Annotated in this window: 21 protein-coding genes, 2 tRNA genes and 1 pseudogene; 13 read left to right on the top strand and 11 right to left on the bottom strand. The window is 62.9% G+C overall.

Annotated features, from left to right (window positions below):
• The first annotated feature begins 79 nt into the window (after positions 1 to 79).
• The 3 genes from pnp (at position 80) to BHMPCIPO_RS01745 (ending at position 3816) form a co-directional block, all read left to right on the top strand.
• Positions 80 to 2233 carry a polyribonucleotide nucleotidyltransferase gene (pnp, locus tag BHMPCIPO_RS01735; protein WP_173515173.1) on the top strand — a complete coding sequence of 718 codons (2154 nt, stop codon included), beginning with the start codon at positions 80 to 82 and terminating at the stop codon, positions 2231 to 2233.
• Positions 2234 to 2313: 80 nt separating this feature from the next.
• Positions 2314 to 3330 carry a class I SAM-dependent methyltransferase gene (locus BHMPCIPO_RS01740; protein WP_173515174.1) on the top strand — a complete coding sequence of 339 codons (1017 nt, stop codon included), beginning with the start codon at positions 2314 to 2316 and terminating at the stop codon, positions 3328 to 3330.
• A gap of 264 nt (positions 3331 to 3594) precedes the next feature.
• Positions 3595 to 3816 carry a hypothetical protein gene (locus BHMPCIPO_RS01745; protein ID WP_173515175.1) on the top strand — a complete coding sequence of 74 codons (222 nt, stop codon included), beginning with the start codon at positions 3595 to 3597 and terminating at the stop codon, positions 3814 to 3816.
• 182 nt (positions 3817 to 3998) lie between these two features.
• Here BHMPCIPO_RS01745 and fabI read toward each other — a convergent pair whose 3' ends face one another.
• The 3 genes from fabI to fabA are packed head-to-tail and all read right to left on the bottom strand — an operon-like array spanning position 3999 to position 6596.
• Entirely contained in the window at positions 3999 to 4805 is an 807-nt protein-coding gene (gene fabI, locus BHMPCIPO_RS01750; protein WP_173515176.1) for an enoyl-ACP reductase FabI, read from the bottom strand.
• A 4-nt stretch (positions 4806 to 4809) separates the two neighbouring features.
• Entirely contained in the window at positions 4810 to 6033 is a 1224-nt protein-coding gene (gene fabB, locus BHMPCIPO_RS01755) for a beta-ketoacyl-ACP synthase I (RefSeq protein ID WP_173515177.1), read from the bottom strand.
• A 47-nt stretch (positions 6034 to 6080) separates the two neighbouring features.
• Positions 6081 to 6596, bottom strand: a complete 516-nt coding sequence (gene fabA / locus BHMPCIPO_RS01760) for a 3-hydroxyacyl-[acyl-carrier-protein] dehydratase FabA (protein ID WP_173515178.1) — start codon at positions 6594 to 6596, stop codon at positions 6081 to 6083.
• A gap of 322 nt (positions 6597 to 6918) precedes the next feature.
• On the opposite strand from fabA, the gene irrA reads away from it, so the two are divergent.
• Positions 6919 to 7341, top strand: a complete 423-nt coding sequence (gene irrA, locus BHMPCIPO_RS01765; RefSeq protein WP_093234322.1) for an iron response transcriptional regulator IrrA — start codon at positions 6919 to 6921, stop codon at positions 7339 to 7341.
• A 127-nt stretch (positions 7342 to 7468) separates the two neighbouring features.
• Here irrA and BHMPCIPO_RS01770 read toward each other — a convergent pair whose 3' ends face one another.
• The gene (locus BHMPCIPO_RS01770) at positions 7469 to 8104 is read right to left on the bottom strand and encodes a trimeric intracellular cation channel family protein (RefSeq protein ID WP_173515179.1); all 636 of its coding nucleotides are present in this window, start codon (positions 8102 to 8104) and stop codon (positions 7469 to 7471) included.
• A gap of 69 nt (positions 8105 to 8173) precedes the next feature.
• Positions 8174 to 8963 (bottom strand): annotated as a pseudogene (locus tag BHMPCIPO_RS01775) (YdcF family protein).
• Positions 8964 to 9086: 123 nt separating this feature from the next.
• Here BHMPCIPO_RS01775 and BHMPCIPO_RS01780 point away from each other — a divergent pair.
• Positions 9087 to 9476 carry a hypothetical protein gene (locus tag BHMPCIPO_RS01780; RefSeq protein WP_173515180.1) on the top strand — a complete coding sequence of 130 codons (390 nt, stop codon included), beginning with the start codon at positions 9087 to 9089 and terminating at the stop codon, positions 9474 to 9476.
• Between the two features lie 32 nt (positions 9477 to 9508).
• Here the strand turns inward: BHMPCIPO_RS01780 and BHMPCIPO_RS01785 are convergent.
• Positions 9509 to 9584 (bottom strand) — tRNA-Ala (locus tag BHMPCIPO_RS01785).
• A gap of 200 nt (positions 9585 to 9784) precedes the next feature.
• A complete protein-coding gene (locus BHMPCIPO_RS01790; protein ID WP_173515181.1) occupies positions 9785 to 10174 on the bottom strand; it encodes a TIGR02300 family protein in 390 nt (129 codons plus the stop codon).
• 293 nt (positions 10175 to 10467) lie between these two features.
• Between BHMPCIPO_RS01790 and aroA the strand changes: the two genes are divergently transcribed.
• From aroA to rpsA, 4 genes are all read left to right on the top strand, one after another.
• A complete protein-coding gene (aroA, locus tag BHMPCIPO_RS01795; RefSeq protein ID WP_173515182.1) occupies positions 10468 to 11814 on the top strand; it encodes a 3-phosphoshikimate 1-carboxyvinyltransferase in 1347 nt (448 codons plus the stop codon).
• Complete coding sequence (locus BHMPCIPO_RS01800; protein WP_173515183.1) at positions 11811 to 12125, top strand: hypothetical protein; 315 nt, start codon at positions 11811 to 11813, stop codon at positions 12123 to 12125. Before aroA ends, BHMPCIPO_RS01800 begins: the two co-directional genes overlap by 4 nt.
• Positions 12122 to 12760 (top strand): (d)CMP kinase, encoded by a 639-nt coding sequence (gene cmk, locus BHMPCIPO_RS01805; protein ID WP_173515184.1) that lies wholly within the window; start codon positions 12122 to 12124, stop codon positions 12758 to 12760. Before BHMPCIPO_RS01800 ends, cmk begins: the two co-directional genes overlap by 4 nt.
• Positions 12761 to 12906: 146 nt before the next feature.
• Entirely contained in the window at positions 12907 to 14631 is a 1725-nt protein-coding gene (rpsA, locus tag BHMPCIPO_RS01810; RefSeq protein WP_173518052.1) for a 30S ribosomal protein S1, read from the top strand.
• A gap of 87 nt (positions 14632 to 14718) precedes the next feature.
• On the opposite strand, the gene BHMPCIPO_RS01815 is transcribed toward rpsA, so the two are convergent.
• Entirely contained in the window at positions 14719 to 16311 is a 1593-nt protein-coding gene (locus BHMPCIPO_RS01815; protein WP_173515185.1) for a prolipoprotein diacylglyceryl transferase, read from the bottom strand.
• A gap of 400 nt (positions 16312 to 16711) precedes the next feature.
• On the opposite strand from BHMPCIPO_RS01815, the gene BHMPCIPO_RS01820 reads away from it, so the two are divergent.
• Positions 16712 to 17041: a DUF6665 family protein gene (locus BHMPCIPO_RS01820; protein WP_173515186.1), complete on the top strand. Its 330-nt coding sequence runs from the start codon at positions 16712 to 16714 to the stop codon at positions 17039 to 17041.
• Here BHMPCIPO_RS01820 and BHMPCIPO_RS01825 read toward each other — a convergent pair whose 3' ends face one another.
• Positions 17042 to 17800 (bottom strand): hypothetical protein, encoded by a 759-nt coding sequence (locus tag BHMPCIPO_RS01825; RefSeq protein ID WP_173515187.1) that lies wholly within the window; start codon positions 17798 to 17800, stop codon positions 17042 to 17044. It lies immediately after the preceding gene.
• A gap of 180 nt (positions 17801 to 17980) precedes the next feature.
• The gene (locus BHMPCIPO_RS01830) at positions 17981 to 18511 is read right to left on the bottom strand and encodes a BA14K family protein (protein WP_173515188.1); all 531 of its coding nucleotides are present in this window, start codon (positions 18509 to 18511) and stop codon (positions 17981 to 17983) included.
• Positions 18512 to 18726: 215 nt separating this feature from the next.
• Here BHMPCIPO_RS01830 and BHMPCIPO_RS01835 point away from each other — a divergent pair, with 215 nt between their 5' ends.
• The 3 genes from BHMPCIPO_RS01835 (at position 18727) to BHMPCIPO_RS01845 (ending at position 21559) form a co-directional block, all read left to right on the top strand.
• Positions 18727 to 20160, top strand: coding sequence for a phosphomannomutase (locus BHMPCIPO_RS01835; protein ID WP_173515189.1), 1434 nt, complete (start codon positions 18727 to 18729; stop codon positions 20158 to 20160).
• 77 nt (positions 20161 to 20237) lie between these two features.
• Positions 20238 to 20322, top strand: a tRNA-Leu gene (locus BHMPCIPO_RS01840).
• Positions 20323 to 20602: 280 nt separating this feature from the next.
• The gene (locus tag BHMPCIPO_RS01845) at positions 20603 to 21559 is read left to right on the top strand and encodes an adenylate/guanylate cyclase domain-containing protein (protein WP_173515190.1); all 957 of its coding nucleotides are present in this window, start codon (positions 20603 to 20605) and stop codon (positions 21557 to 21559) included.
• Between the two features lie 6 nt (positions 21560 to 21565).
• Here BHMPCIPO_RS01845 and BHMPCIPO_RS01850 read toward each other — a convergent pair whose 3' ends face one another.
• Entirely contained in the window at positions 21566 to 23572 is a 2007-nt protein-coding gene (locus BHMPCIPO_RS01850) for an adenylate/guanylate cyclase domain-containing protein (protein ID WP_173515191.1), read from the bottom strand.
• Between the last annotated feature and the right edge of the window lie 33 nt (positions 23573 to 23605).

Raw genomic sequence — 23605 nt, forward strand, 5'->3', positions numbered from 1 at the left:
ATGCGCCATTTCATGCGGCCCCTCGACCACCCGCGCTGCAACAGCCGCGGAAAGGTCCGCCGCACACGAAGGACAGAACATGTTCGATACCCACAAGGTTGAAATCGAATGGGCTGGGCGTCCGCTCAAGCTCGAAACCGGCAAGATCGCCCGCCAGGCTGATGGCGCCGTTCTCGCCACCTACGGTGAAACCGTCGTTCTCGCGACCGTCGTTTCGGCCAAGGCGCCAAAGCCGGGCCAGGATTTCTTCCCGCTGACCGTCAACTACCAGGAAAAGACCTACGCCGCCGGCAAGATCCCGGGTGGCTACTTCAAGCGCGAAGGCCGTCCGAGCGAAAACGAAACGCTGGTTTCGCGCCTGATCGACCGTCCGATCCGCCCGCTCTTTCCGGAAGGCTACAAGAACGACACCCAGGTGATCGTCACGGTCATGCAGCATGACCTCGAGAACAATCCGGACATCCTGTCGATGGTCGCCGCTTCGGCTGCGCTGACGCTGTCGGGCATCCCCTTCATGGGCCCGATCGGTGGCGCGCGCGTCGGCTACATCAACGGCCAGTACGTTCTGAACCCGCATCTCGACGAGATGGACGAATCGACCCTCGACCTCGTCGTCGCCGGCACCCAGGACGCGGTGCTGATGGTCGAATCCGAAGCCAAGGAACTGCCGGAAGACATCATGCTCGGCGCCGTCGTCTTCGGCCAGAAGGGCTTCCAGCCGGTCATCGACGCGATCATCAAGCTTGCTGAAGTTGCCGCCAAGGAGCCGCGCGAATTCGAGCCGGAAGACCATTCCGCCCTCGAGAACGCCATGCTCTCGATCGCCGAAGACGAGCTGCGCAACGCCTACAAGATCACCGAGAAGGCTGCCCGCTACGCTGCCGTCGACGCCGTCAAGGCCAAGGTGAAGGAACACTTCCTGCCCGAGGGCATCGAGAACCCGGCCCATACGGCTGAAGAAATCGGCGCCGTCTTCAAGCACCTGCAGGCCAAGATCGTTCGCTGGAACATCCTCGACACCAAGAGCCGCATCGACGGCCGCGATCTCGAAACCGTTCGTCCGATCGTCGCCGAAGTCGGCGTCCTGCCGCGCACCCACGGCTCCTCGCTCTTCACCCGCGGTGAAACCCAGGCGATCGTCGTTGCCACGCTCGGCACCGGCGAAGACGAGCAGTACGTTGATTCCTTGACGGGCATGTACAAGGAAAACTTCATGCTGCACTACAACTTCCCGCCCTTCTCGGTCGGTGAGACGGGCCGCATGGGTTCTCCGGGCCGCCGCGAAATCGGCCACGGCAAGCTTGCCTGGCGCGCCATCCACCCGATGCTGCCGACGGCGGAACAGTTCCCCTACACGCTGCGCGTCGTCTCGGAAATCACCGAGTCGAACGGCTCGTCCTCGATGGCCACCGTCTGCGGCACCTCGCTGGCGCTGATGGATGCCGGCGTTCCGCTGGCAAAGCCGGTTGCCGGTATCGCCATGGGCCTGATCAAGGAAGATGAGCGCTTCGCCGTTCTCTCCGACATCCTCGGCGACGAAGACCACCTCGGCGACATGGACTTCAAGGTCGCCGGCACGGAAGCCGGCATCACCTCGCTCCAGATGGACATCAAGATCGAGGGCATCACCGAAGAGATCATGGGCATCGCGCTCAACCAGGCCAAGGGCGGCCGTCTCCACATCCTCGGCGAAATGGCCAAGGCCATCTCCGAAAGCCGCGGCCAGCTCGGCGAATTCGCTCCGCGCATCGAAGTCATGAACATCCCGGTAGACAAGATCCGCGAAGTCATCGGCTCCGGCGGCAAGGTCATCCGCGAAATCGTCGAAAAGACCGGCGCCAAGATCAACATCGAAGACGACGGCACCGTGAAGATCGCCTCCTCGTCCGGCAAGGAAATCGAAGCGGCCCGCAAGTGGATCCACTCGATCGTCGCCGAGCCGGAAGTTGGCCAGATCTATGAAGGCACGGTCGTCAAGACCGCCGACTTCGGCGCCTTCGTCAACTTCTTCGGCGCCCGTGACGGCCTCGTCCACATCTCGCAGCTCGCCGCCGAGCGCGTTGCCAAGACGACCGACGTCGTCAAGGAAGGCGACAAGGTCTGGGTCAAGCTCATGGGCTTCGACGAGCGCGGCAAGGTTCGCCTGTCGATGAAGGTTGTCGACCAGGCGACCGGCAAGGAAATCGTTGCCGAGAAGTCTGAGAAGAAGGGCGACGGCGAAGCCGCCGAATAAGCAGGCTTCACCCGAATGCATTCGGGGCGCGGGGCGGATCGCTCCGCGCCCCTTTCTTGTAGGAAGAGACGGATAGACCGATGAGCCGAGATGCGTTGAAGACCCTGTTTTACCCGTTCGATAGCGGCGTGATCGACCCGCCGGGCGAAGGCGAGCGCGTTCTCTTTCTCGGCGCCGAGGCTGGCTACAGGCTGCCCCAGGGCTTCGAAGCCTCGATCGCGGCCGTGCAGCCGCTGAGGCCGCTCTATCGCGCCCTGGAGGCCGTACGCGCCGATGTGTCGCCGGAGATCACCGGGGAGGACTACGACGTCACGCTGGTGCTCTGCGGCAAGCACAAGGGCGAGAACGAGGACCGGATCGCCGAGGCGTTGAAGCACACGCGTGAGGGCGGCCTGATCGTCGTTGCCGGCGGCAAGGAAGACGGCATCCAGTCGCTGAGGAAGCGGATCGCCAAGTTCGAGTGGGACGGCGACCACCTGCCGAAATATCACGGTGTCGCCTTCTGGTTCACCCGCCCGGACGACGTCACGGATGCCGTACACAAGCTCGCCAAGGTGCCGGTACGTGTCGAAGGCCTGTTCGAGGCGTCACCAGGCATGTTCTCGCACGATCGCATCGATGCGGGCTCGGAACTGCTCGCCTCGCGCCTGCCGAACGATTTCCACGGCCATGCTGCCGATTTCGGCGCCGGCTGGGGCTATCTCGCCGTCAAGCTCGCCGAAGCCTCGCCGGGCCTCAAGGGCGTCGATCTCTTCGAGGCCGATCACGAGGCATTGGAGGCTGCCCGCGTCAACATGATGGCAAATGCCCCCTCGACGCCGGCGCGCTTCTACTGGTTCGATCTGACGAGCGAAGAGCCGCGCGACAAGTACGATCTCATCGTCATGAACCCGCCCTTCCATGAGGCCCACGCCGCCGAGCCGGCGCTCGGCATTGCCATCATCAAGACGGCGCTGAAGGCGCTGAAGCAGGGCGGCAAGCTAATGCTGGTCGCCAATCGCGGCTTGCCCTACGAGCAGGTACTGGCCGAGAACGCCAAGGAATACGGCGAAACCTGCCGCAACGCCCGCTTCAAGGTGCTCTGGGCGAAGCGCTGAAGACCATTAAAGCATTCGCGCAAAAGTGCGCAGCGGTTTTGCGATAACGACATGCGAAATATCAAAGGCTTAAAGCACAAGGAGCGAATCTGAAAGATCGCGACGCGCTTTAAGGATCAAGCAACGAGCCGGGCCATTCGCCCGGCTCGTTGCTTTCTGGGCCCGTCGCTCCGGCCGGCGGGCAGCGACAGTTTGCCTGTTGCCATCACCCCTGTTCGGGCCCACCATGACGCCGTCGGTGTTTCTCGTCGGAGGATGAGTGCGATGACGTCGGGAGTGAACAGGCCGCCCTTGACCGAGGATGCGGCCGAGGCTGTCGCCAGGGACATCAAGCATGCCGAGGGACATGGAGCCACCTCCGAAGTGCCCATGTCGTTCCTGAAAAGCCTTTATCATCTGCCGCTGGATCCGGGGCGGCGCACCCATACGGGATTTGTCGTGCTGGCGGTCATCGCCGCCTTGTTCGTGCTGTTCGTCTTGGTTTGAACCGCCCATCAATGACGAAGCCCACGGACTACAGCGCCGCGCGTCTAATCAGACGCGCGGCGCTGTAGCAGTTTGATTTGCTGCATGTTTCCTTAAATCGAGGTCGATTTGAGGAAACATGCAGCAGGCTGATCCGTGGGCTTTGTCGTGCGTTTCCGCTTGAACGCCTTACCCTGAGCGCCTTACTCGGCGTCGGCTGTCCTGAGCGTGTCGAGGGACGGCATCGAGGTGATGTTGTAGCCGGAGTCGACGTAATGGATCTCGCCGGTGACGCCGCGCGACAGATCCGACAGCAGATAGAGAGCCGAATTGCCGACGTCGTCGATGGTGACGGTCCGGCGCAGCGGCGAATTCTTCTGCTGCCAGGACAGCATCGCCCGGGCGTCGGAAATGCCGGCGCCGGCAAGCGTGCGGATCGGGCCGGCGGAGATCGCGTTGACGCGGATGCCGCGCGCACCGTAATCGGCGGCGAGGTAACGCACGGAAGCCTCGAGCGCGGCCTTGGCGACGCCCATGACGTTGTAGTTCGGCATGACGCGCATCGAGCCGCCATAGGTGAGCGTCAGCATCGAGCCGCCGTCGTTCATCAGTTCGGCCGCGCGCTTGGCGATCTCGGTGAAGGAGAAGCAGGAGATCACCATCGTGCGGCTGAAGTTGTCGCGCGAGGTGTCGGCATAGAGGCCCTTCAGCTCGTTCTTGTCGGAGAAGCCGATGGCGTGCACGACGAAATCGAGCTTGCCCCAGCGCTCCTTGATCGCAGAGACCACGGCATCGACGGACTCGATGTCTTCGACGTCGCAGGGAAGCAGGAAGTCGGAGCCGAGCTCGGCGGCCAGCGGCTTGACACGCTTGCCAAGGGCTTCGCCCTGGTAGGTGAAGGCGAGTTCGGCACCCTGCGCCGCAAGCGCCTTGGCGATGCCCCAGGCAATGGAATGGTTGTTGGCCACACCCATGATGAGGCCACGCTTTCCAGTCATCAGTCCCGTCATCGTGTTATCCGTTGTAGCGCTGGAAAACGAGCGTGGCATTGGTGCCGCCGAAGCCGAACGAGTTCGAGAGAACCGTATCGATCTTGGCGTTGTCGATGCGTTTGCGAACGATCGGAACGCCCTCGAATTCGGGGTCGAGTTCGCTGATATGCGCGCTTTCGCCGATAAAGCCGGCCTGCATCATCAAGAGGCCGTAGATGGATTCCTGCACGCCGGCAGCACCCAGCGAGTGGCCGGTCAGCGACTTCGTCGACTGGATGTGCGGCATCTTGCTGCCGAACACTTCGCGGATCGCGCCGATCTCCTTGCTGTCGCCAACCGGAGTCGAGGTGCCGTGGGTGTTGATGTAGTCGACGTCGCCCTTCACCGTCGAAAGCGCCTGGCGCATGCAGCGGATCGCACCCTCGCCCGAAGGGGCCACCATGTCGTAACCGTCAGAGGTCGCACCATAGCCGACGATTTCGGCATAGATCTTGGCGCCGCGGGCCTTGGCGTGCTCGAGTTCTTCGAGCACGAGAACGCCTGCGCCGCCGGCAATGACGAAGCCGTCGCGGTTGACGTCATAGGCGCGCGAAGCCGTCGCCGGCGTCTCGTTGTATTTCGAGGACATGGCACCCATGGCGTCGAAGAGGTTCGACATGGTCCAGTCGAGATCCTCGTGGCCGCCGGCAAACATCACGTCCTGCTTGCCCCACTGGATCATCTCGGCCGCATTGCCGATGCAGTGCGCCGAGGTCGAGCAGGCCGAAGAGATCGAGTAGTTGACGCCGTGGATCTGGAACCAGGTCGCGAGCGTTGCGGAAGCCGTGGACGACATGGCCTTCGGAACGGCGAACGGGCCGATGCGCTTCGGGCTGACGTTCTTGCGGGTGATGTCGGCGGCGTCGACGATCGTACGGGTGGACGGGCCGCCCGAGCCCATGATGATGCCGGTGCGCTCGTTACGGGCAACGACCGACTCTTCGAGGCCGGAGTCGGCGATTGCCTGCTTCATCGCCACGTGGTTCCACGCGCCGCCCTGCGACAGGAAGCGCATGGCGCGGCGGTCGACGAGCTCGGTCGGGTCGAGCGACGGAGCGCCCCAGACCTGGCACTTGAAGCCGTTTTCCGCGAAATCGGGAGAAAACGTGATACCCGACTTTGCATCGCGCAGCGACGCCGTGACTTCGTCGGCGTTGTTTCCGATCGAGGAAACGATGCCGAGGCCCGTGACAACAACCCGTCTCATGATACTGACCTTTTCTTTATTTCGTTCGGTGCAGGCAGGCCTGGTCCTTACTCGGCCTTATCCTTCGACAGCCCGACACGCAGGTCGGTTGCCTGATAGATAGTCTCGCCATCGGCCTTCAGCCAGCCGTCGGCAGTGCCGAGCACGAGCCGGCCGCGCATGACGCGCTTGAAGTCGATGCCGTACTGCAGCAGCTTGGTTTCGGGGCGAACCATGCCCTTGAATTTCACTTCGCCTGTCGAGAGCGCCATGCCGCGGCCGGGCTCGCCGAGCCAGCCCAGGAAGAAGCCCGTCAATTGCCACATGCCGTCGAGGCCGAGGCAGCCCGGCATGATCGGGTTGCCCTGGAAGTGGCAGGGGAAGTACCAGTCGTCGGGACGCACGTCGTATTCGGCGCGGATGAAGCCCTTGTCGAAGGCGCCGCCCGTTTCGGAAATCTCGGTGATGCGATGAACCATCAGCATCGGCGGCAGCGGCAGTTGCGCGTTGCCGGGGCCAAACAGCTCGCCACGGCCGCAGGCCAGGATTTCCTCGTAGCTGAAGCTGGATTGTCTGGTGGTCATGAATAGGTGCTTCCCCGAATGACTTAACGTGTTATCCGATCTGCTTTAGAGCAAGTTCGGCTTGAAATGAAGCGCGGGGAACCCGGATCTTCTCGTTTCCGGCCCGGTCACCGCCGCCTCAGATGGCATTTTCGTTCCGCCGTCGCTTACAGGATCAATGTGGGCGCGACCAGAGTTAATTGCCAACCTTCCCCGAGTTTGACCGGTTTTTCAGGCTTTGCAACGCATGTCTGGATGAGAATCTATTGAAAGCGCGGGGCGCAAAAGTTATATCGCAACGGAAGTATTGTGAATTTCGCCGGGATACATGGAACGACCCTTGATGACGAAAGCAACAGAAGTGAGTTCGGAAGAAAGGCTGCGCCACTCAGGCCTCCGTCCGACCCGTCAGCGCGTTGCCCTCGCCGATTTGATCTTTGCCAAGGGTGATCGCCATCTGACCGTCGAGGAATTGCACGAAGAAGCTGTGATGGCCGGGGTGCCGGTTTCGCTGGCAACCGTCTACAACACGCTGCACCAGTTCACCGAAGCCGGCATGATCCGTGTCCTGGCGGTCGAAAGTGCCAAGACCTATTTCGACACCAACGTGTCGGATCATCATCACTTCTTCGTCGAGGGTCAGAACGAGGTTCTCGATATCCCCGTCAGCAACATCCAGATCGACAATCTCCCGGAGCCGCCCGAGGGCATGGAGATTTCGCATGTCGACGTGGTGATCCGTCTGCGTCGCAAGAATGGCCGCTGACATCGGCGCAGGTCTGGGAAAAGTGTGAAGCGGTATTCCGTCCGGAACGGCATAGCTTCAAACTGGCCCGCAGGGCGATCTTCAAGATAAGTTGATCGCTCGGCCTTCGTGTCGATCGTGCCCCAAGTCACATCACATCGTCCGGATCTCGGCCCGGCAGCGCCTTGCCCGTCGGCAGCGTCCAGCCGTATTTGAGCGCGCCGCCGCGCACGATGAAGGCCGAAATCACGCCGAGCGTCGATGCCGCCGTAAGCGGCAAGCCGGCCATCGTCGCCAGAACGAAGGCGCCAGCGCCGATCAATGCGGCGGTGACATAGACTTCCGGCCTGAGCAGCACCGAAGGCTCTCCGGCGAGCAGATCGCGCAGGATGCCGCCGAAGGTGGCCGTCAGCATGCCGGTAACGAGCGCGACACCCGCGGAGCCCGTAGCCGCAAATCCCTTCGCAGCACCCATGACGCAATAGGCCGCAAGGCCGATCGCATCGAGCCATACGAGGACCCGGTAGCGCGAGTCGAAGAGATGGGCGGTGAAGAAGAGGATGACCGCCACCGTGGCGCAGACCAGCAGATAGGTCGGATTGGTAACCCAGAAGACCGGAGCCGCGCCCAAAACGACGTCGCGCATGGTGCCGCCGCCGATGCCGGTCACCGAGGCGAGGAAGAGATAGCCGATGATATCGAGCTGCTTGCGTGATGCCGACAACGCTCCGGTCGCTGCAAAGACGGCAACACCGGCGTAGTCGAGGATTTCGAGGATCGGCATGGGCGCTCCGGACTATAGAATCGGCGGTTCCCCTTGAAGCTGGGCCATCTCGTGCCCCGGCGTCAACTCTCAGGGCGCCGGCAGGATCGAGGCTGTCCGGCCCGTGAGATAGTAGCCGATGAGCCCGATCCATTCGCGCACCGCCGTCGTCGTCAATTGGGCGTTGAGCGACGGCTGGGTGAAGTCGAAGCCGAGGCCAAGCTTGCCGCTGGTGCGGTAATCCGCCGGCCAGGGAATGACGGGGATATCGAGGGCGCGGAAGAGCGCGACCGAACGCGGCATGTGGAAGGCGGAGGTAACGAGCGCGCAGTTCGAAAGCCCATGCGCGGCCAGCAATTCCTTGGTGTTGCGGGCGTTCTCGAAGGTCGTGCGCGATTGCACTTCGCGAATCAGCCGCTCGCCGCCGGCGTCGAACGCCGCGAGGAAGCTTTCCGACGCCTCGGCATCTCCGGCATAGGCGCCACTGAACGAGCCGTCGCCGCCGGACACGAGAATACGCGCCTCGGGATAGTGCTTGGCGAGCGCCAGGGTCTCGATGAAACGGTCCGCCGCCTGGTTGAACTCCGTGCCGCCGCGGCCCTGCCATCACTTCGTTCTCGAAGGCGCCGCCGAGCACGATGATGCAGGAGAGCGAGGCAGGTGGCGCCGGGTGAGGAAAGCGATCCTCCAGCGCTTGCAGGGCATAGGGGCCGGCAGTGGTGAACAGCGAAACAAAGAGTACCAGCGCGCCGAGGCCGCAGAAGACAATACCGGTGCGGCGCAAGCCCGCGGCTGTCGCCAGCAGTCCGGCAAAGACTGTGAAGAACGAGAAGGACAGCGGCTGCGCCACCAGCCAGAAGATTTTCGAGATCAGGAACATGGGCATCAGCTTCCGCGTTTCGATGCTTAACAAATCATAAGCGCGCATCGGAGCGGCCCGGGCCGTACCGATGTGTGACTGTGCGGATCGGCGGTCGCGTTCGCACAAGGTCGCCCGCGTAACATGCTCATCCGAACGTTGCACGGGCGGCTGCGGCCACCACTTTCATTTGAAGCCGAAAGGAGTATCATCCGGGAGATGACCACGATATCGGGCTTCAGATCCCAGTTGTTTCGTGCCGCCAATGAGGTTCATGAACTCACCCCATTACAGGCACAACGGCTGCTCGAAGGCGCAGTGGCGCTGATCCGCTGCATGCGCGAACAGACCGGCATGGAACCGAACACCGAAGCGCCCGATGTCACCAATGTCCTGCTCGACATTGCCGCTTCCGTGCCAAACCGGTCGGAACGCGAAATCCGCAACGCCCTGCTCGAGTCGGCCGACATCATCCGGCTGCTGACCATGATCCTGGACTCGCTGGACGAATTGGGGGGCAGCGAGGGACCTTGAAGGTCCAAGAACGTTCAATCGAAGGAGAAATTTGGTGGAGCTAAGCGGGATCGAACCGCTGACCTCTTGCATGCCATGCAAGCGCTCTCCCAGCTGAGCTATAGCCCCATATCGGGTTCCGGCTGGGCCGGTCCGGGAAGTTCGTCGGGCTGTTGTGCCCGGCGAGTGGCGGCTTATTACTTCCCCTTTTTGAGGATGGCAAGCCGAAAAATGCGTGGCCTGTGGATTTATTTGCAGTCCGGGCCGATTTTCTCCCGTCCGGGCCGTAAAGGCCGAGGACGGGAGCATTCCTATGTCATTTGAAGCGCTTAGACGTCTTCTTCGTCGTCGGAAACGCCGATGAGACCGCTCATGTCGTCGTCGTCTTCGTCCTCGTCGGTTTCGAGGAAGGTGTCGTCGTCGTCACCGTCGATTTCGACATCGTCGTCGCCGAGATCCGGCAGGTCGTCGCCGCCCGCTGCCTCATCATCGGCATCCTCGAGCGAAACGAGTTCGACTTCGGTGTTCTCCGCATCGACTTCCGTGACGTCTTCTTCTTCTTCCTTCTCGAGCACCTTGGCGACCGAGCTTTCTTCGAAGAAGGACAGCGGGTAGGACTTGCCGGTGTAAGGCGAAACGATCGGATCACGGTTCAGATCGTAGAATTTGCGCCCCGTTTCCGGGTCGATGCGCTTTGTTCCAAGTTCCGGTTTTGCCACAGTCAAAGCCTCTTGAATGGCCGGCCGTGCCGGCGCTTGCCGGAAAAACCGGCGGGTGGAAAGGGTATCAAGCTTATGATGATTAGCCGGTCCCCATAATCATCTTGACAGCATCTGTCAAAGACAAAACTTGCAAGCGCCTTGGCGCCGGCCCGCAAGGATGCCTTACGCGCTGCATTGTTTTCTTCAATCCTATCGATCTAAGAATAAAGCGGGCAGCCGTTCATGTGCTGCCGCGACTTTGGCGGGCCTTCGAGCGCGCGATACTGTCTTGCATGTTTCGAGGATACTGCATGTCGCAAGGATTGGGCCAAAGCCCCGCCACCGCCCGCAAATCCGACGGCCTCAAGGGGTCGACCCGCATTCCCGGGGACAAGTCGATTTCGCATCGGTCGTTGATGCTGGGTGCCCTTGCCGCTGGCGAGACGCGCGTTACCGGCCTGCTCGAAGGTGACGACGTGATCGCCACGGGCCATGCGATGCAGGCCATGGGCGCCGGGATCCGCAAGGACGGCGACACCTGGATCGTCAACGGCGTCGGCAACGGCGCGTTGCTTGCGCCGGAAGCGCCGCTCGATTTCGGCAATGCCGGCACGGGTTGCCGGCTCATCATGGGTCTCGCCGGCGTCTATGATTTCGAAACGACGTTCATCGGTGATTCCTCGCTCGGCCGGCGGCCGATGGCGCGCGTGCTCGATCCCTTGCGCGAGATGGGCGTGCAGGTAAAGGCGGCTGCCGGTGATCGTCTGCCGGTGATACTTCGCGGACCGAAGACGCCGACGCCGATCACCTATCGGGTGCCGGTCGCATCCGCCCAGGTGAAATCGGCGGTGCTGCTCGCCGGTCTCGATGCGCCGGGCATCACCACCGTCATCGAGCCGGTGCTGACCCGCGACCACACGGAACGCATGCTCCGCGGATTCGGCGCCGAACTCTCGGTGGAGACCGATGCCGCCGGCGTCCGCACCATCCGGCTCGAAGGTCGTGGCCGGCTCGTCGGCCAGGAGATCGAGGTGCCGGGCGACCCGTCCTCGGCGGCTTTCCCGCTGGTTGCGGCACTGGTCGTTCCGGGCTCTGACATCACGATCCGCAGCGTGCTGATGAACCCGACCCGCACCGGCCTGATCCTGACCTTGCAGGAGATGGGCGCCGACATCGAAGTGATCGACATCCGGCAGGCCGGCGGAGAAGACGTGGCGGATCTGAGGGTGCGCCATTCCGAGCTGAAGGGCGTCACGGTGCCCGAAGAGCGCGCAGCCTCGATGATCGACGAATATCCTGTTCTCGCTGTTGCCGCCGCCCTTGCCGAAGGCGCGACCGTCATGAGCGGCCTCGATGAGCTGCGCGTGAAGGAGTCCGATCGCCTCGCCGCCATCGCCGCGGGCCTGAAACGCAGCGGTGTCGATTGCGATGGGGGCAAATCCTCGCTTGTTGTCCGCGGCCGTCCGGGCGGCAAAGGACTAGGCGCTGCTTCAGGCGCGGTCGTGAAGACCCATCTCGATCATCGCATCGCCATGAGCTTCCTTGTCCTGGGGCTTGCCTCGGAGCACCCGGTTCAGGTCGATGATGTGTCGATGATTGCGACGAGCTTTCCGGGGTTCACGGATCTGATGACAGGGCTGGGGGCAGAGATCGCGTGAAGCCGACGACGCCGGCGCTCCAACCCAGATCGCGGCTGACAATCGCATGCCGGGATCGCGAAGACCTCTTGACCTTGCGGTGGGACTTGGACTTCTTGCAGTCGCTGTGGCGGTCTTTGCCGCTGGAGGAAGGCCGGACCGGCGAGGCGCTCCGCTGGCTCTCCGGTGAGGGGAGTAGCTTCGGTATCGAGAAGATATTCGTGGAGCCGCATCTGGCGCAAAGACTTGGCGTTGAGGCCGAGTCCATTAGGTTTCAGGGTTGCAGGGCCGCCAGGCACGACGACCATATACATATGCAGGTTGGAAAATGACGTTCACCATCGCCATCGACGGGCCGGCTGCGGCCGGCAAGGGCACGCTCTCGCGAAGGATCGCCGAAGAATACGGCTTTCACCATCTCGATACCGGGCTGACCTATCGGGCCACCGCCAAGGCGCTGCTGGATGCGGGCCTGCCGCTCGACGACGAGGCGGTGGCCGAGAAGATGGCGCGCGAGGTCGAGCTCGCCGGGCTCGACCGCTCAGTCCTTTCCGCCCATGCGATCGGCGAGGCAGCGTCGAAGATCGCGGTCATGCCGGCGGTGCGGCGGGCGCTGGTCGAGGCGCAGCGCGCCTTTTCGCTGCGCGAGCCCGGAACCGTTCTCGACGGCCGCGACATCGGCACGGTCGTCTGCCCCGATGCGCCGGTAAAGCTCTATGTCACCGCCTCGCCGGAAGTGCGGGCGAAGCGGCGTTATGACGAGATCGTCGGCAACGGCCAACAGGCTGACTATGCGGCCATCTTCGAGGACGTGAAGAAGCGCGACGAACGCGATATGGGCCGCGCCGACAGTCCTTTGCGGCCTGCCGACGACGCGCACTTGCTTGATACGTCCGAAATGAGTATAGAGGCGGCGTTTCAGGCCGCGAAGACTTTGATCGACGCGGCGCTGATGAAGAAGATCTGAAGAAGAGCCTATCTCCGACGCTGTCAGGGTCGCTCCTCTTGCATAGCCTGAAATTCCGTCCACGCGCCGGATTGCTCCATGATTGGGGCGGACTGGGTTCAGGCCTGTTCAACACCAGCCCCCGGCGCATGTGCGTCTCGAACGAGATGCATGCAGGAGATTCCATGTCTGCTACCAACCCCACCCGTGACGATTTCGCCGCCCTTCTCGAAGAATCCTTCGCGAAGACCGATCTCGCCGAAGGCTATGTTGCCAAGGGCATCGTTACGGCCATCGAAAAGGACGTCGCCGTTGTCGACGTCGGTCTGAAGGTCGAAGGCCGCATCGCTCTGAAGGAATTCGGCGCGAAGGCCAAGGACGGCTCGCTCAAGGTCGGCGACGAAGTCGAAGTCTATGTTGAGCGCATCGAAAACGCGCTCGGCGAAGCCGTTCTGTCGCGCGAAAAGGCCCGCCGCGAAGAGAGCTGGCAGCGCCTGGAAGTGAAGTTCGAAGCCGGCGAACGCGTCGAAGGCATCATCTTCAACCAGGTCAAGGGCGGCTTCACCGTCGATCTCGACGGCGCCGTTGCCTTCCTGCCGCGCAGCCAAGTCGACATCCGTCCGATCCGCGACGTCACCCCGCTGATGCACAACCCGCAGCCCTTCGAAATCCTCAAGATGGACAAGCGCCGCGGCAACATCGTCGTATCGCGTCGTACGGTTCTCGAAGAGTCCCGCGCCGAACAGCGTTCTGAAATCGTTCAGAACCTCGAAGAAGGCCAGGTTGTCGAAGGCGTCGTCAAGAACATCACCGATTACGGTGCGTTCGTCGACCTCGGCGGCATCGACGGTCTGCTCCATGTCACCGACATGGCATGGCGCCGCGTGAACCATCCGTCGGAGATCCTGAACATCGGCCAGCAGGTCAAGGTTCAGATCATCCGCATCAACCAGGAAACCCACCGCATCTCGCTCGGCATGAAGCAGCTCGAGTCGGATCCGTGGGATGGCATCGGTGCGAAGTACCCGGTCGGCAAGAAGATCTCCGGTACCGTCACGAACATCACCGACTACGGTGCGTTCGTCGAGCTGGAGCCGGGCATCGAAGGCCTGATCCACATCTCCGAAATGTCCTGGACCAAGAAGAACGTACACCCCGGCAAGATCCTGTCCACGAGCCAGGAAGTCGACGTCGTCGTTCTCGAAGTCGATCCGACCAAGCGTCGTATCTCGCTCGGCCTCAAGCAGACGCTCGAGAACCCGTGGCAGGCATTCGCGCATAGCCATCCGGCTGGCACCGAAGTCGAAGGCGAAGTCAAGAACAAGACCGAATTCGGCCTGTTCATCGGCCTCGACGGCGATGTCGACGGCATGGTCCACCTTTCCGACCTCGACTGGAACCGTCCGGGCGAGCAGGTCATCGAAGAGTACAACAAGGGCGACGTCGTTCGCGCTGTTGTTCTCGACGTCGACGTCGAGAAGGAGCGCATCTCGCTCGGCATCAAGCAGCTCGGCAAGGACTCGGTCGGCGACGCCGCCGCTTCCGGCGAACTGCGCAAGAACGCCGTTGTTTCGGCTGAAGTCATCGCGATCAACGATGGCGGCATCGAAGTGAAGCTCGTCAACCACGAAGACATCACCTCGTTCATCCGCCGCGCTGACCTCGCGCGTGACCGTGACGAACAGCGTCCGGAGCGTTTCTCGGTTGGTCAGGTTGTCGACGCGCGCGTCACCAACTTCTCCAAGAAGGACCGCAAGATCCAGCTGTCGATCAAGGCTCTGGAAATCGCCGAAGAGAAGGAAGCCGTTGCTCAGTTCGGTTCGTCCGACTCGGGCGCTTCGCTCGGCGACATCCTCGGCGCGGCTCTGAAGAACCGCCAGAACAACGAGTAATCGTTGCCTGACATCTGAACTGGAAAACCCGCGGAGAGCCATCTCCGCGGGTTTTTCTTTGGCCGAATGCTTGTTCGGTTTGGACTCTCAGCCGAGGCCGCCGAGCCTGCGATAAAGATCATAGGCGTCGGATGCTTCCGCCGCCCTGTCGTCGAGCGCGGCCTCGTCAGTTGGTTCCGCCCCGTCCGCTTGATCGCGGTCGTCGCCTTCTTCAGCGCCCTGCTCTTCGTCCGGTGTTTCGTCTTCCGATCCGCCAGGCATTTCATGGCTGAGGTTTTCGGTTTCCGCCGCATCCCTGGCGGCCGGCGGGTAGGGGATCATGGCAAAGGGGATGGCTTCGCGCGGCAGGCCGTTTTCGACCAGCCTGGCGATGACCTGCCGCATCGTCTGTTCGTCGGTTACGCGCTGCGGCAGCGTGTCCGCAGGCGTGCGCTGAGTGGCCTTTGCGTCCTCCGCCTGCTCGTCGAGCAAGGACGGCAAGGCGTTGCCGCCATCCGGCGCCCCGCGCGAGCGGGACGCATCCTTGATCTCGCGTGCCGGTGCGGCGTCCTTTGCCGGAACCGGCGCCGGCGCATCCGTTCCGTCGGCGTGCTCGGCCACCGGCTTGGTCTCGGTGCCGGCAGTGCTTCCGGGCGGGGTGACGCTGTCGCGAATGAGCGTCTTGATTGCCTCGAAAAGCACCCGCACCGGCCGGGTCTCGGGATTGCCGCGTCCGGCCGCCGTTGCTGTCTTGACGCCATTCTCCTCATCGGCATCCGGCATCGGCCCATAGGTGCCATCCGGATCCGCGTCTTCGGCGGATTCGGCCGTCGCATCGGCCTCGGCCGGCGCCGCCGTGGTCTCGCTGGCGGACGCCTCGCTTTCGACATGCCCGGCACCGGCCGATGGGACGGTTTGCTCAGGCTCGGCCCCGGAGGCCGTTTGCGGAGGTGTTTCCTCGACTTCGCCTGCGAGCAGGGCGGCGGCGTTTTCGACCGGCGTGCCTTCCGCGGACGTGGGCTTGCCTGTCGCACGCATTTCGCTTCGCTCAACCGGTGCTGCGTTTCGGCCTTTCGAGGGTGCCTCTGTCGTTCCGGTCCGGTCCGGCTCATCGCCCCGGGGGTCGCGCACGTCGGTGTCGTCGCCGACGCCAAAGGTCTTGCGCAGTACTGTTTGCAGCAGCGCGACCTCGCCGGCGACCGGCATGCGTGCAGCAACCGGGTTGAGAGGCATGGCCGGCTGGAGAGAGGGGTTGCGCAGGATGACGTCGCGCACCTGGGCGGGCATCGACGTGGCGGTGCTGCCCGGCGCGCTCGTCCCATTGCGGATCGCCGGCAGTTCTGCAAGCAAGCCGACCCGGACGGCGAGGCTGCGCCCGCCGAGCTGGCGTTCGAGCAGCCGCCGATCGGAGGCAGGCATCGATTCGAGGAAGGCCACGAGGCGGCGAACGAAATCCCGCCCGCCTTCCTGCGGCAGGGGCGGAAACTTCAGGATGCGCGCCAGGTCCTCCATCAGCCGCACCAGCGCGTCCTTGGAGAGGATTTCGCGGCCCGAGAGATGTCGGGTCAGCGCGTCCAGAATCTTTTGTATGGCTTCGCCGCGCTGCAAGGCGGGCAACAGCGCTGACGGCTGCTGCGCTTTGGTGCTCGTGTCTTCTGCGGAGGTGGCCGCCGCTCGGCCCGTCTGGATGGGTATCAGCATTCTGGTCTCCATCTCGCTTGACCTCGGGTTGACCAATCGTCGTTGGCCGACGAAACGCGGTTGCACGCCTGGACACGGGCCGATTTCCGGCTCGCGTGCGGACTGTTTTCTTCGTCACTTACGGGTCGGCGCCTCATGCGCGTCTACAGCGCCGCGCGTCCTGTGAGGTGCGCAAAGGTCGCTGTCGCTCTTTGGGTTGCTGCATGTTCTTGAAGAAACATGCAGCAGGCCAATGGCCGGACGACCGCGACAACGTCGCGGATGGGGAATCGGCATGATGTCCGAGGTTAGGTGAAAGAGGTTTATGAATTCTTAACCGTGTTTCGATGGCTGCAGCGGTCGACCGCCCTTGCCTGTGGGCGTCAACAGCGCCATCTTCAGCACTTCTGAGGAGTTCCGGATGACCGTTCGTCCCCCAAAAGCCCTTGGCCCGACCTTCTCGACCACCGGCGCCTTCAACGTGCTCGAATATGAACTCATGTCCGAGCGCGCCGATGCGCTCGGCCGGCACGGGTTGAAGGTGGAAAAGGCACTTGACGCGCTGTCGGAGCTAAAGGCGGAGGTGGCTCCGGATCTGCGCGAGCGGCTTCTCGACGAAGCTGCCGATGCCGTTTGGGCCTTCTTCATCCAGCGCGAGATCTGCGGGCTGCGTGACAGCCGTGATGCCGTTCGCCGCTACGGCATCCCCAAGGAGGTCATGGCGCGGCTGGGGATCGTGCGCAGGAAATAATCAGAAGCTCTGCGCCGTCAGGCTGTACAGGCCGTTCTCATCGAAGCGGACCAAAGGTTGCAGCTCGGTTTCGCGGCGCTCGGCGACATTTTTCAGTTCATCCTTGAGACGGAGTGCGCGTAACTGCTCGTTCTGTTCGACCAGCGACTGCTTGTCGGTGCTGCGGGTGGGATCGTTGCGCAGGCTGTCGACCTGGGCTTCCTCAAGCGACCCGGATTCCGCTGCGCTCTTCAGCCGATCCACCGCCTTGGCAGCCTGTGCCTGGCTTTGGGACCCCTTGCCGCTCGTCTCTCCAAGTGCTGTCTTCAACGTCTCGTTTTCCCGGCCGCCCGGGTTCTTGAGCGCCTCCGTCAGTTCGGTGAGGGAGACGCCGAGCTTATCCAGCCCAAGCTGCTTCTCGACCTTGGCGATATCGCTGGGATCCAGGGCCTTGATCTCGTTTTCGAGCGCTCTGGCGAAGGCGGCGTCGGATTTGAATGTCTCGCGGTCGAGGTCGAAGAACTCACCGACCTGGCGAATGAGAGCCGCGCGATTGCTGTTGGGGTCGTTCTGGGTGCGATCGAAGAAATGGGCGTTGATCTTGTCGTTGGCCGCCTTGCGGGCGCCATCGGACTGGACCTGCGCCTTCAGAACCTTGTCGTCCTTGGCACCTCTGGCCTTTTCTTCTTCTTCCGCCTGCCGCTTTTCGATGTCCTTGACGATCGAGCCGACCAAGCTGGTCGTTGCGGTGGCGATCGATTGCTGGGTCGGAAGCAGCATGTTTCATCCCCGGACAGCATCGTGGAGCTTTCCGAAAGTTAGGTCGTTGCGGTTAATGACGGTTTAACCGTGGTCTCCCACAAATCGGGGCGGGTCTGGCACACGCAGTTGTCTCCGCGATCGCGCACGGAGACACGCGTGAGCCGCAATCGCCCTCACGCGGCGTTGCCGAGGTTTCGCCTATCGGTAAGGCGAGTAGCAGACCCTGTAGGTTCCACCGTAACTTAGGAACCGGTTGGTTGCCGGATCGTAGGAGCGGTAGCGCGACATGCACCAGCTCACATGTGAGCCGCCGCGCACGTATCGGTCGCGATAGTAGTAGTTACCGCCGTAGTAGCGGCGCGGGTAGTAGCCGCGGTAGTAACCATAGCGCGGGTAGTAACCGTAGCGCGGGTAGTAGCCATAGCGGGGGTAGTAGCCGCCATAATAACCACCACCATAGTAGCCGCCGGAGCCGAAGTAGAAGCTCAGCCCCGAGCCATAGTACGGTCCGCCCCAACCGTGACGGTAGTAGGGTCCCCAGCCGGAACCCCATCCATGGCCCCAACCGCCGCGCCAGTGGCGCCGGTGGTACACATTCTGGACGTCGCTCTGTGCCTTGATCTGGAGATCGGGCGCCTGGATAGGCATTGCCTGAACGGGCCCGATGGGGGTGATCAGGGAGGTGGCGGCCAAACTGCAGCCGATAACGAAATTGCGAAATCCCGTCATTTTGTCCTCACTTTCAGAAGGCCATGCCTTCCGCTTTTGTCCCGGCCTCTATTACGTTTGTTTTTCTTGGTTTATTCATGGCGGCGGAAGTCGCGGGTCGCTACTGGAACTACTGGATTTCTGTTCGCTCATCCCCCCGCAGCACGATGCGCCGATGCTTCGGCCGTGTGACTGCGGTTCTTTCATGACCAATTCCCGTTTCAACGAGGTACGCGATGCAATTGAAGTTTGGCACCAGTGGTTTGCGCGGCCTCTCCGAGGAACTGAAGGGAGAGCCCTCCGCCCGCTATGCGACCGCCTTTGCCCGGCACCTGATGGCGGCAGGGCACAGCAGGCCCGGCGATCCCATCCTGATCGCCCGCGATTTTCGCGATTCGAGCCCTGAGATCGCGGCCGTTTGCGCCGCTGCCCTGTCGCGCGAGGGGCTGCGCGTCTTCGATTGCGGCACGGTGCCGACCCCTGCGCTGGCGCTTTACGGTCTCGCCAACAAGGTGGCGGGGCTGATGATCACCGGCTCGCATATTCCGGCCGATCGCAACGGCATCAAGTTCTATCGCCCGGACGGCGAGATCGACAAGCAGGACGAGGTTGCGATCAGCCGCATCGCCGACGGTATTGCGAACCAGATCGCCCCGGTCGCCGATGCCGGGACCGGCGAGGATTACGCGGCCCCGGCTGCCGCGCTCTTCATGGAAAGGAATCGGCAATTGCTGCCGGCCGGTGCGCTGTCCGGCCTCAAGGTCGGTGTCTACCAGCACAGCACCGTCGCCCGCGACCTGATCGCCGAACTGCTGGCTGACTTTGGTGCCGATGTCGTGGCCCTTGGGCGCTCGGAACACTTCGTTCCGGTCGATACCGAGGCGGTTTCGGCGGAGACGATCGAGCGGCTTCGGGATTGGGCTCGCGAACATCGCCTGGATGCGATCGTGTCCGCGGATGGCGACGGCGACCGGCCCTTGGTCGCCGACGAAAACGGGCTGCCCATGCGTGGCGACCTGCTGGGCCTGATGGCGTGCGGCTTCCTCGGTGCCAGACTTGCCGTCACTCCGGTCACCTCGAATTCCGGCTTGGAGGGCAGGGAAGGGCTCTCGGTTCTGCGCACCCGCGTCGGCTCGCCCTTCGTCATCGCCGGCATGCAGCAGGCGCTGAAAGAGGGGGCGCAGAAGGTCGCCGGCTTCGAGGCCAATGGCGGCACGTTGACCGCGAGCCCGTTCGTCGTCAACGGCGCTACACTCGAGGCCTTGCCAACGCGCGACAGCTTTCTCCCGATCGTTGCCGCACTTGCCGCCGCGGGCGAAGCCAAGCTTTCGCTATCCGCGCTCGCTGCTTCCTACCGGTTGCCTGTGGCGCTCAGCGATAGGCTCGAAAACTTCCCGGTCGAAACAAGCACCCGGCTGATGGCTTATCTGCGCGGAGACGAGTCAAATCTTGTGGAGTTCCTGTCGCCGATCGGCGGCGTCTCTGCCGTCAGCGACATCGATGGACTGAGGCTGACGCTCGACGATGGCCGGATCATCCATTTCCGGCCTTCGGGAAATGCGCCGGAGATGCGATGCTACGTCGAGGCGGAGTCGTCGGAGGCTGCCGAAGCGCTGCTCTCAAGAGGTCTATCCACAATCCGTCGGTGGGCTGAAACCGCGTCGAACTGAGTTTTTTGCAATCCGACACGAAAACTTCAAAAAGCCTGTTGACACTTCAGCTCTGGCCTTTTACACCCCCGCTCGTCGCCCAGATGGCGGAATTGGTAGACGCGCAGGTTTCAGGTACCTGTGCCGCGAGGCGTGGAGGTTCGAGTCCTCTTCTGGGCACCAAATTCCCTAAGCCAAATCCTTGATTTGGTTTTGAAAAACCCCGGTTACCCGGGGTTTTTTCGTTTCTGGCATTTGGTTGAAAGTCGAACTGGTTTCCCGCCGAGCGGCACTCTCTTTCCCTCACATTGGTTGTACGCCGTCGCTCTTTTCGCGCAACGCGCCTTGAAGCCTTGACCGTCAACATTGATATTCTATCCGCAACGCAAGGCGTGCGGGCCGTGCAAACGCGGTACCATGCAATTGTCCGCCGTGCCGGCGGAACTCAAGCGAGGACAAGGCGATGTCTGAGACGCGTCGCAAGCTGACGACAATCCTATCCGCGGATGTCCAGGACTACACTCGGCTGATGCGTGCCGACGAAGAGGGCACGCTCGCCACGTTGAAGCGCTATCGCGACGCCATGGCGCGGCTGATCGAGGCGCATGAGGGGCGTGTCGTCAACACCTGGGGTGACGGTCTGATCGCCGAGTTCCCGAGTGTCGTGGAAGCCGTGCGGACGGCGATCGACGTGCAGAACGAACTGGCGGGGTGCAACGCCAAGTGCCCTGCCGAGGAACAGATGCTCTTTCGCATCGGCATCAATCTTGGCGATGTGATTGCCGAGGGAGACGACCTCTATGGAGACGGCGTCAATGTCGCGGCGCGCCTGCAGGCCTCAGCACCCGCCGGCGGCATCGTCATCTCCAGCACGGTCTACGACCAGGTGCGCAACAAGGTCGCCGTCGGCTTTGATTTTCTGGGACCGCTTGAAGTGAAGAACATCGATGGCGGCGTGCCGAGCTACGCGGTGCGCATCGGCACGGCCGAGGCACGCCCGGCGCCCGGCGTTCAGGCCCTCGGACGCTCCGCTGGCCAAGCGAGCGGAGATCCCGACCGATCCGGGACGGAGGCAAAGGGTGTCGAGGGGGCAGTTGCGGCGGCCAAGCGAGGATCTCTTCCCGTGCTCGCTGTCATCGTCGCAGGACTGGTCGCGCTGAACCTCCTTACCTGGAATGGTGCGTTCTGGTCCGCTTGGCCACTGCTCGGGTTCGGCACCCTGTCGGGCCTCGCCTGGCTCAAGGCAAATCCGTGGGTCGATCGCGGCATCGGCGTGCTGGCCCTTGCCGGGCTGGTGATCCTTGCCATCAACCTGCTGACGTGGCGCGGCGTGTTCTGGGCCGTTTGGCCGCTGCTCGCCTTTGCCGTCGTCGCCGGTATCCGCTGGGTGACCCGCCAGCGCCGCAGCATCGGGCCATGAGGAACGTTACGTGCTTTCGCGAGAACCGCCCTCGGCCTCTTCCGGGCTGATCGGCGGAGTGCCCACGGGTGCCATTTCTTCCGGTTCGGCGCCGAGCACCTCATAGATCTCCAGCGCGGAGGCGCGACCCTTCGCCTGTGCCGAGCCCAGCGGCCGGAAGCGGATCGCGGTGCCGGCCTGGGCGACGACGGCGCCACTCGCCATGATCGTCGTATCGTAGTTCTTGTTCATGCCCTCAAGGCGGGAGGCAACGTTCACCGTGTCGCCCATCGCCGTATATTGTAGCCGCTCCTTGGCGCCGACATTGCCGACGACGGCGGTGCCAGTGTGGATGCCGAAACGGGTGCGAAACTCCGGCAGCCCCTTCTTGCGCTGGGTTTCGTTGAAGGCGCTGAGGCGCTCCTCGACCGCCAGCGCGCACCGACAGGCATGTTCGGCGTGCTTTTCGTCAGGGGCCGGCGCGTTCCACATGGCGAACACCGAATCGCCGAGGAACTGGATGATCGTTCCCTCGTGCTCTCCCACCGTCTCGCTGAAGATGTCGAAATACTCCGACAGCATCGCCACGACCTCTTCCGGCGGATATTTTTCGCTGAGCGTGGTGAAGTCATAGATGTCGGTGAAGAGTGCCGTCACCTCCTGGCGCCAGGCGGAGCGGCCGCTGAACTGGCCCGATTCGATGCCTTTGCGCACCAGTTCCTTGGGCACGTAGAGCGCGAAGGTGAAGATCGCGTCGCGCGCCCGGTTCATGGCGCCGCCAAGCGTGGAGATTTCGCTGACATGCGACGAGACGTCGATGGGCGTCGTGAAGTCGAGATCCTGCAGCCGGTTGGCGCTGGCGGTCAGTTGGTTGAGCCCCTTGGTGATCAAATGCGCGAGCACCAGCGAGGCGAGAACCGCGAGCGCGACGACCGAGCCGGAAATCGCGAGACCTTGCACGAGCGTCTGGTTGGCCTCGGCCATCAACTCGTCGAGCGGTGCCGCCACCACGGCACGGTTGCCGGAGAGAAGCAGTGCGGATTCGAGCGGCGTCACCATGACCAGATAGGTTCGGTCTCCGACCTCGACGAAATCGGCCTTGCCGGGCGCCGGCGGCTTGAGGCGAATGCTCTGGATCAGCGGGTCGCTCTCGGCCTGTACGATCGGCGCGTCCTTGTCCTTCGCCGCCATGATGCGTCGCATCATTACGCGGTCCGAATGGATGATCGGACGCCCGACGGAATCGAGGATGAAGGAAACCGAGCCGGCGGTCAGCCGTTCGCGGGCGAGGAAATCGGTGATCGTGTCGAGTACGACATCGGCGCCGATGACGATCTTCGGATTGCCGCGATGTGCCTGCGAGATCGTCATCCCGGGCGTTTCGGTCGTGGCGCTTTCGTAGGGGCCTGTCGAAACCGCGGCCGTTCCGTTGACCGCGGCGCGGTACCACGGACGGGTCCGCGGATCGAAGCCGGTGGGCGGCAATTGCCGTTCGGAGAATTGCATGCCGTCCTTGTCGAGGAAGAGCACGCGCTGGAGGGACGTGCCGCTTGCATCCTTTTCCATCGAGCGCACGGCAATGGCGGCACCCCGCGGCGCGTCGAGCGCCATGCGCCAGGCGATCTGCTTGAGGTCGACCACGTGGAAGAAGGCGCCGTTGGGATAGCCGACATAGACCCCGTCGATGTGCGGCGAGCGGGTGATGCCTTCGCGCAGGACCGCGACCTTGTCGTTCATTCGTTCCGGCGGTGGTACCAGGAAGGAGTTGGCGACCGAGGAAACGAGATTGACGAGGGCGGTCGTGTCACCCGAGAGAACCCCCAGCCGGTCGACGAGGCGGCCCATGAAGCCCCGCATGTTGGCTTCGGCGTCGGCGATGGCGGCGTTGCGTGAGCGATGATAATCGAGCCCGACGAGCGTGGCGGAGACGACGATCAGCATCGCAACCATGACCAGGCTGAACAGCGACCGCAGCGAACTGTTCCAGCCATCGTGCTTTCTGCTTTGCCGAGTGCCGGGAGCCGTGTCTGCCATTGTGAATCTCTGCTTCCGTACCGATCAATCGGC

This window comes from Ensifer sesbaniae (assembly GCF_013283665.1).
Taxonomy (GTDB): Bacteria; Pseudomonadota; Alphaproteobacteria; order Rhizobiales; family Rhizobiaceae; genus Ensifer; species Ensifer sesbaniae.

Excerpts from the sequence above, each read along its gene's own strand:
- BHMPCIPO_RS01780 (WP_173515180.1), top strand. The coding sequence starts at position 9,087 with ATGCTCATCCGAACGTTGCACGGGCGGCTGCGGCCACCACTTTCATTT.
- BHMPCIPO_RS01830 (WP_173515188.1), bottom strand. The coding sequence starts at position 18,511 with ATGACGGGATTTCGCAATTTCGTTATCGGCTGCAGTTTGGCCGCCACC.
- aroA (WP_173515182.1), top strand. The coding sequence starts at position 10,468 with ATGTCGCAAGGATTGGGCCAAAGCCCCGCCACCGCCCGCAAATCCGAC.
- cmk (WP_173515184.1), top strand. The coding sequence starts at position 12,122 with ATGACGTTCACCATCGCCATCGACGGGCCGGCTGCGGCCGGCAAGGGC.
- BHMPCIPO_RS01745 (WP_173515175.1), top strand. The coding sequence starts at position 3,595 with ATGACGTCGGGAGTGAACAGGCCGCCCTTGACCGAGGATGCGGCCGAG.
- irrA (WP_093234322.1), top strand. The coding sequence starts at position 6,919 with ATGACGAAAGCAACAGAAGTGAGTTCGGAAGAAAGGCTGCGCCACTCA.
- rpsA (WP_173518052.1), top strand. The coding sequence starts at position 12,907 with ATGCATGCAGGAGATTCCATGTCTGCTACCAACCCCACCCGTGACGAT.
- BHMPCIPO_RS01820 (WP_173515186.1), top strand. The coding sequence starts at position 16,712 with ATGACCGTTCGTCCCCCAAAAGCCCTTGGCCCGACCTTCTCGACCACC.
- pnp (WP_173515173.1), top strand. The coding sequence starts at position 80 with ATGTTCGATACCCACAAGGTTGAAATCGAATGGGCTGGGCGTCCGCTC.
- BHMPCIPO_RS01845 (WP_173515190.1), top strand. The coding sequence starts at position 20,603 with ATGTCTGAGACGCGTCGCAAGCTGACGACAATCCTATCCGCGGATGTC.
- BHMPCIPO_RS01850 (WP_173515191.1), bottom strand. The coding sequence starts at position 23,572 with ATGGCAGACACGGCTCCCGGCACTCGGCAAAGCAGAAAGCACGATGGC.
- fabI (WP_173515176.1), bottom strand. The coding sequence starts at position 4,805 with ATGACGGGACTGATGACTGGAAAGCGTGGCCTCATCATGGGTGTGGCC.
- fabA (WP_173515178.1), bottom strand. The coding sequence starts at position 6,596 with ATGACCACCAGACAATCCAGCTTCAGCTACGAGGAAATCCTGGCCTGC.
- BHMPCIPO_RS01740 (WP_173515174.1), top strand. The coding sequence starts at position 2,314 with ATGAGCCGAGATGCGTTGAAGACCCTGTTTTACCCGTTCGATAGCGGC.
- fabB (WP_173515177.1), bottom strand. The coding sequence starts at position 6,033 with ATGAGACGGGTTGTTGTCACGGGCCTCGGCATCGTTTCCTCGATCGGA.
- BHMPCIPO_RS01835 (WP_173515189.1), top strand. The coding sequence starts at position 18,727 with ATGCAATTGAAGTTTGGCACCAGTGGTTTGCGCGGCCTCTCCGAGGAA.
- BHMPCIPO_RS01815 (WP_173515185.1), bottom strand. The coding sequence starts at position 16,311 with ATGCTGATACCCATCCAGACGGGCCGAGCGGCGGCCACCTCCGCAGAA.
- BHMPCIPO_RS01770 (WP_173515179.1), bottom strand. The coding sequence starts at position 8,104 with ATGCCGATCCTCGAAATCCTCGACTACGCCGGTGTTGCCGTCTTTGCA.
- BHMPCIPO_RS01825 (WP_173515187.1), bottom strand. The coding sequence starts at position 17,800 with ATGCTGCTTCCGACCCAGCAATCGATCGCCACCGCAACGACCAGCTTG.